The following is a 5,631-nucleotide window of genomic DNA, read 5'->3' as shown; positions in this document are numbered from 1 at the left end:
TCCCCAGACTTAATCAGTTTTTGCAAGCTTTTGGTGGTGCGCAACCGGGCATCGGGCTTGCCGGGATTGACCAAAACCAGGTGGCATTGCTCGGCCACGAGCTCCAAATTTGCCTCCCACTGTTCGGCCAGCTCTGTCGGACATTGGTTGCAAAAGGGGCTGCGCTGCAGCACCACCACCCGGGCACCACTGCCAAAGGGGGGTGTGCGGACTTCACCCAGGGCCTGGGCCGCCTGGCCGGCGTCGTTGCCATCGAGGCGACTGAGGTTGATGCTGCTCCAGGCCGGATCCACCAGCTGGGCGATCAGGCCATCGACGGCCCTCTGCCGGGCGGCTTCATCGTCGCCCCAGTAGAGGTGAATCGGCATGGGCTTGGGCCTCAGATCCGCAGGGCGCTCAGCACCGGGTGTTGGCCAGTGTGGGCTAGGGCGGGGTGATCGGTCACCAGCACGGCCGCACCGCTTTGGATGGCCGTGGCCAGCTCGATGGCGCCGATTTCATCGAGCTGTGGTTCCTGGCGGCGCAGACGAACGGCGGCCGCAGCCATGGCCGCATCAGGACTGATCAGTTGCCAGTGGCGACCATCGGCAAAGGCCTGGCTGTAGCGCTGGACCAGGGCTTCATCGCCGCAGGCCAGGGGACCTTCCAGCACGCGCATCAGGCTGACCGTGCTCAACACCCCCAGCCAGTAGCCCTGGGCGATCCCTTCGATTAGGGGCCCGAGATATTTGCCAGTGCCCTTGGCATCACAGATGTATGCCACCAGGGCGCTGCCATCGAGGGCCACCTTCGAGCCCCGACGCAGCAGGTGCGGTGCAAAGGCCTTGTCCCGTTGCACGGACTGCACATAGGCCGGGGTTGCGGGTGCGGGCCTGGCGGGACGTGGTGAATCGCGGTTCCAGCAGTGACGACCGCTGCCCTGCAGGCCCAAGAGTGATTGGATCTGCCGTTGACGACGGATCGGATCCGCCGGCGGTTGATCGGCGAGGGGTACCAGGGCGGCAACAGGTTTGTGATGTCTATTGATCAATATCCGTTCCCCGCCTGCGGCGCGGTCGAGCAGCTCCGGTAAGCGGCGTCGTGCGGCCTCCACACCGACACTGTCAGCCATTTCAAAGGCTGAGCTTGGTTGGCCCTGGGGCTGGGGATGGGGGGTCGGATTCATGGTGATGGCAAGGCCGAGGCGGTTTGCTTGTTTTTTGGTTTGAGGTTTTGTTTGGAGGTCTTGCTTTTTGATTTGCTTTTTAGCTTGCTTTTTGGTTTTCCCTTAGGGCTTGGTTGGGTCTGTTTTTGAAGCCTATGGAAATTATGTACAGGCTGTACAGCTTATGTAAGGCCTACAGGCTGTACAGAATTGGTAAACAGCTTTGAAGTGGCTAGGGCCGTTGTCAGTCCACCGTCTGCCCGATCAATTTTCTGATCAGTTGCCCGATCAGTTACCTGATCCCTCACCGTCACCCCAGGCAGTGGTACCCCAGGCAGTGGTACCCCAGGTTGTGGCACCTCAGGCTTTCGACCATCCGATTTTTAGTGAAAGCATCGCCTTGATCCGCTCAGCTTTGGCCCAGGAGCCGGTGGATCTGCTTGCTCCGCTTTCCCCATTGGAAAGTGATGTGCTGCTGCGATTGATCCATAGCAGTGGCGACCTCAGCCTGGCGAATGATCTCCAGTTTTCCCCTGGGGCCTGCGAAGCCGGAGCGGCGGCCCTTGCAGCCGGCGCAGTGATCCTCACCGACACGGCCATGGCGGCGGCGGCGGTGGCTCCAATGGCACGGCGCACCTTCGCTAATCGGGTGGCCAGCGTGCTCGATTGGGCCCCTGCCCAACCCCCAGCCGGCAGCACCAGAACGGCTGCGGGGATGGCGCTGGCCCTGGCGGATCTAGGTCAGGTTCGATTAGGCGGCACTGGCGTTGTTGTGTTGATTGGCAGTGCTCCCACTGCCTTGGAGCGACTGCTGGAGTTGGTGGCAGCTGGGGCCTGTCCGTCGCCGGCCCTGGTGGTGGGCATGCCAGTGGGTTTTGTGGGGGTGGAACAGAGCAAGCGTCACCTGGGCGCCAGTGGCCTAGTGCACCTGGGGCTCGGGGGCTCCAAGGGTGGAGCCGGATTGGTGGCTGCTGCCTGTAATGCCCTGCTGCGCCATGGGTTTTTGGCGGCGGCAGAGCAGGCCTAAAGCAATTCTTGAGCTCGTCTAGGCAACCATTTGCGATTTGGCGTGCCTTTGCGATTTGGCGGGTTGCTGGCTTTCGGGCTGGATCCCCACGGCCACATGGCTGTTGGCCTCGATGCGGCTGAGCACCTGCCGGGCCCGCAGCACCACCGAGGGGGGCACCCCCGCCAGGCGGGCGGCCTCAATGCCGTAGCTGCGGCTGGCTCCACCGGGCACTACCCGGTGCAAGAACAGCAGCTCTTCCCCCGTTTCCTCCACCAGCACCTGGGCGTTGGCCACGTTGGGTAGGAGCGTGGCGAGCTCATTTAGTTCGTGGTAGTGGGTGGCAAACACACTGCGGGACCTCAGTTCTGGGCTGGCCAGGTGTTCGGCCACGGCCCAGGCAATCGAGAGGCCATCGAAGGTGGCGGTGCCCCGACCGATCTCATCGAGCAACACCAGGGAGTGTTCGCTGGCGTGGTGAAGGATGTTGGCGGTTTCGGCCATTTCGACCATGAAGGTGGATTGGCCCGCGGCGAGGTCGTCGCCGGCGCCAACCCTGGTGAAAATTCGATCGGCAATGCCGATCCGCGCTGCTTTGGCAGGGATCCAGCTGCCCATTTGGGCCATCAGTTGCAGCAGACCCGCCTGGCGTAGATAGCAACTTTTGCCGCTGGCATTGGGGCCGGTCAGCACGATCAAATCTGGATGACCTGCGCTACTGATGGGCTCTGAACCCAGGGCCAGGTCGTTGGCGGTGAAGCCTTTCTCCACCAGCAGCTGCTCGACCACCGGGTGGCGACCCCCCTCGATCAGCAGTTCGCGGCCTTCGCTGATTTCGGGGCAGCAATAGCCCCCGGTGGCGGCCACTTCGGCCAGACAGGTGACCCCATCTAGTTCGGCCACAAGCCGCGCCGCCACCCGGATGGAGCTGGCCTGCTCTCCTACTTGGGCGCGCAGCTGGCCGAACAGTTCGTATTCGCGCTGGGCAGTTCGGGCCTTGAGCTGGAGGATCTTGCCCTCACGGGCCTTGAGGTCCGGCGTAACGAAGCGCTCCTCATTGGCCAGGGTTTGGCGCCGCATCCAGTGCTCGGGCACCGAGGCCGCCTTGGCCTTTGAGACCGCCAGGAAGTAGCCAAAGGTGCGGTGGTACTGGAGTTTGAGGGTTGAAATGCCGCTGATTTGGCGCTCCAGGGTTTCCTGCTGACCCAGCCAGGCCTCCTGGTCGTCGAGCTGGTTGCGCAGGCCGTCGAGTTGGGGGTCCACGCCATCGTGGATTAGGCCGCCTTCGCTTAGGCCCATCGGCGGCGACTCCACCAGGGTGTGGCGCAGCAGGGTCGCGAGGCTGGCGAGCTCGGGCCAGGGTTGGGCCAGGGCACTTAGCGGCGGACTAATGCTCTTGGCCACCAGGCCAGCCAATTGGGGCAATCGCTCCAGGCCATCGGCCAGGCTCACCAGATCCCGGGCGGATGCGGTGCCAGCACCGGCCCGCCCGGCCAGGCGCTCCAAATCCCCCATGGGCCTAAGCAGCCTGCGCAGCGCCTGGCGCTGCTGCCGGCCCGCCACCAGTTCGCTCACCCCCGCCTGGCGGTTGAGGATCGCTTCGAGGTCGATCAGGGGCGCTTCGATCCAGCGTCTGAGGCAACGGCCACCCATGGCGGTGCTGGTGCGATCGAGGGCCCAGAGCAGGGAGCCGTGGATCTGGCCGCCGACCTGGGTTTTGGTGAGCTCCAGGTTGCGGCGGGTTTGGGCATCAATCACCAGTTGATCGCCGGCATGCCAGGTGATTGGCAGATCCAGGGGCACCTGCTGGGCGGGAGTTGCTTCGCCCGAACTCTGGGTGGCATCGAGGTAGGCCACTAATCCCCCTGCGGCCCTAAGGCCCAGGGGTAATTCACCAAGCCCCAGGCCATCGAGGCTGGCCAGGCCAAAGCGTCCTTTCAAGGTGGCGCTGGCCTCGGGAGTTTCAAACGGAGTCCGGGGCAGGTGGGTGAGGTGTAGGCCTTCCGGGCACCAGGCAGGCTTGCTATTTCCAGCGCCTTGGGCTGCTTCTGCCGTAAGGCTCACTTTTTCTGGCCAGAGCACTTCTGCGGCCTCCACCTGCAGCAGCTCCTGGTGCAGCAGGTCAGAGCCGTCCCTTTCTGTAACCCGAAATTCCCCCGTACTCACATCGGCCACGGCCAAACCCCAGCGGCCCCCCTGGCCCTGGGGCGCTAGCACCACGGCGCAAAGCCAGTTGTTGCGGCGGGCGCTGAGCATTTCCTCCTCGAGCACCGTGCCGGGGGTGATTACCCGGGTGATGCCCCGTTTGAGCAGCTCACCTTTGGCCGGGTTTCTGCTGCCGGCATCTTCGAGTTGATCGCAGAGCGCCACGCTGAGGCCGCGGCGCACCAACTCAGCGCAGTAGCGCTCAGCTGCATGGTGGGGAATGCCCGCCATCGGCACCCGACCAATCGCCTTGCCCGCCTCCTTGCCGGTGAGGGTTAACTCCAGTAGCCGCGAGAGGGTGATGGCGTCTTCAAAGAAGCACTCAAAAAAGTCGCCTAGCCGATAGAGCAACACCCGCTCCGGATGGGCTGCCTTGAGCTCCACGTAGTGGCGCAGCATCGGCGTGAGTTTTTCCGCTTGCACCAGGCCGTGGTGGTGCCAGGTGGGCAGGTCGCTGGTGCTGGCCTCGGCGGGAATGGCTTCTTCTGAGGAGCACTCTTGGCTGGGTTTTTGTAGAGGCTTTGGATGTGGTCTCTGGCGCGGTCTCTCACGGGGCCTTTGGGCTGCATCTCTGAGCAGTGCCTGCTCATCCAGCTCTGGAATCGAATTTGGGGGGGGCGGGCTGCCGGGTTGTTTGCCGGGTGGCTCCGGTTTGCCAAACAGGCTGCCCTGCATGGCCAGCTCAGGCTGCTGCTCGGCTGGCGCGGCCACGGCTGGAGAACTTGGAGGGGGCTGAAGCTTAGGTGAGTTGCCCTGTTGTCACCGATGGTTCCTTGCCAGCCCCACAACTTGTGAAGCATCCGCAGCACCGGTCGCCTATGGCCTTGCCCCCATGGGAGAATCCTGCCACTGCCTGAAATGGCCCGATGCAGATCCTCAATACCCTCACCGTTCTCGCCCTAGTGGTGATGTCGTTTGCGTTGATCGTGGCCGTGCCCGTGCTCTACGCCAGCAGCGAAGATTCCGGCCGCTCCAACCGCCTGATCCTGCTGGGCGGCATCGCCTGGGTGGCTCTGGTGCTGGTCAACTGGGGCATGAGCTTCTTCGTGGTCTGAAGGGGCCTAGGGGTATGGCTGGCTAGGCTTGAGTCTGAGGTGCTTTAGGGCGCCAACCTTCCCCAGCAGACCCTTCCAACCGTGGCGATTTTTGAAGGACGGTTCACGGAGGCCTCAAGCCTGCGCATTGGCGTGGTGGTGGCCCGCTTCAACGATTTGGTAACGGCCAAGCTCCTGAGTGCTTGCCTTGATTGCCTATCGCGCCACGGCATCGACACCTC

General features: G+C 63.5%; 5 protein-coding genes and 1 pseudogene. 3 read left to right on the top strand and 3 right to left on the bottom strand.

What is annotated here, in order from left to right; all coding sequences use genetic code 11:
- Together KBY58_RS12810 and KBY58_RS12805 are read right to left on the bottom strand one after the other, a co-directional pair.
- A pseudogene (locus KBY58_RS12810) lies at positions 1 to 368 on the bottom strand (DNA polymerase III subunit delta); the annotation flags it as partial.
- An 11-nt stretch (positions 369 to 379) separates the two neighbouring features.
- Entirely contained in the window at positions 380 to 1,165 is a 786-nt protein-coding gene (locus KBY58_RS12805) for a type II toxin-antitoxin system Phd/YefM family antitoxin (protein ID WP_255004700.1), read from the bottom strand.
- Positions 1,166 to 1,496: 331 nt separating this feature from the next.
- On the opposite strand from KBY58_RS12805, the gene KBY58_RS12800 reads away from it, so the two are divergent.
- Positions 1,497 to 2,171, top strand: coding sequence for a precorrin-8X methylmutase (locus KBY58_RS12800; RefSeq protein ID WP_255004703.1), 675 nt, complete (start codon positions 1,497 to 1,499; stop codon positions 2,169 to 2,171).
- Positions 2,172 to 2,189: 18 nt separating this feature from the next.
- Here KBY58_RS12800 and mutS read toward each other — a convergent pair whose 3' ends face one another.
- Positions 2,190 to 5,030, bottom strand: a complete 2,841-nt coding sequence (mutS, locus tag KBY58_RS12795) for a DNA mismatch repair protein MutS (RefSeq protein ID WP_255004702.1) — start codon at positions 5,028 to 5,030, stop codon at positions 2,190 to 2,192.
- A gap of 191 nt (positions 5,031 to 5,221) precedes the next feature.
- Here mutS and psbZ point away from each other — a divergent pair, with 191 nt between their 5' ends.
- Both psbZ and KBY58_RS12785 read left to right on the top strand, forming a co-directional pair.
- Entirely contained in the window at positions 5,222 to 5,410 is a 189-nt protein-coding gene (gene psbZ, locus KBY58_RS12790; protein ID WP_254934362.1) for a photosystem II reaction center protein PsbZ, read from the top strand.
- Positions 5,411 to 5,491: 81 nt separating this feature from the next.
- A partial coding sequence (locus KBY58_RS12785; RefSeq protein ID WP_255004701.1) for a 6,7-dimethyl-8-ribityllumazine synthase occupies positions 5,492 to 5,631 on the top strand: 140 nt, incomplete at its 3' end.

This window comes from Cyanobium sp. HWJ4-Hawea (genome assembly GCF_024345815.1).
Classification (GTDB): Bacteria; Cyanobacteriota; Cyanobacteriia; order PCC-6307; family Cyanobiaceae; genus Cyanobium_A.
This window is presented reverse-complemented; position numbering and strand designations above follow the sequence as displayed.

Bases quoted from the DNA above. Each gene is read 5' to 3' on its own strand.
- psbZ (WP_254934362.1), top strand. From the start codon at position 5,222: ATGCAGATCCTCAATACCCTCACCGTTCTCGCCCTAGTGGTGATGTCG.
- mutS (WP_255004702.1), bottom strand. From the start codon at position 5,030: ATGCAGGGCAGCCTGTTTGGCAAACCGGAGCCACCCGGCAAACAACCC.
- KBY58_RS12805 (WP_255004700.1), bottom strand. From the start codon at position 1,165: ATGAATCCGACCCCCCATCCCCAGCCCCAGGGCCAACCAAGCTCAGCC.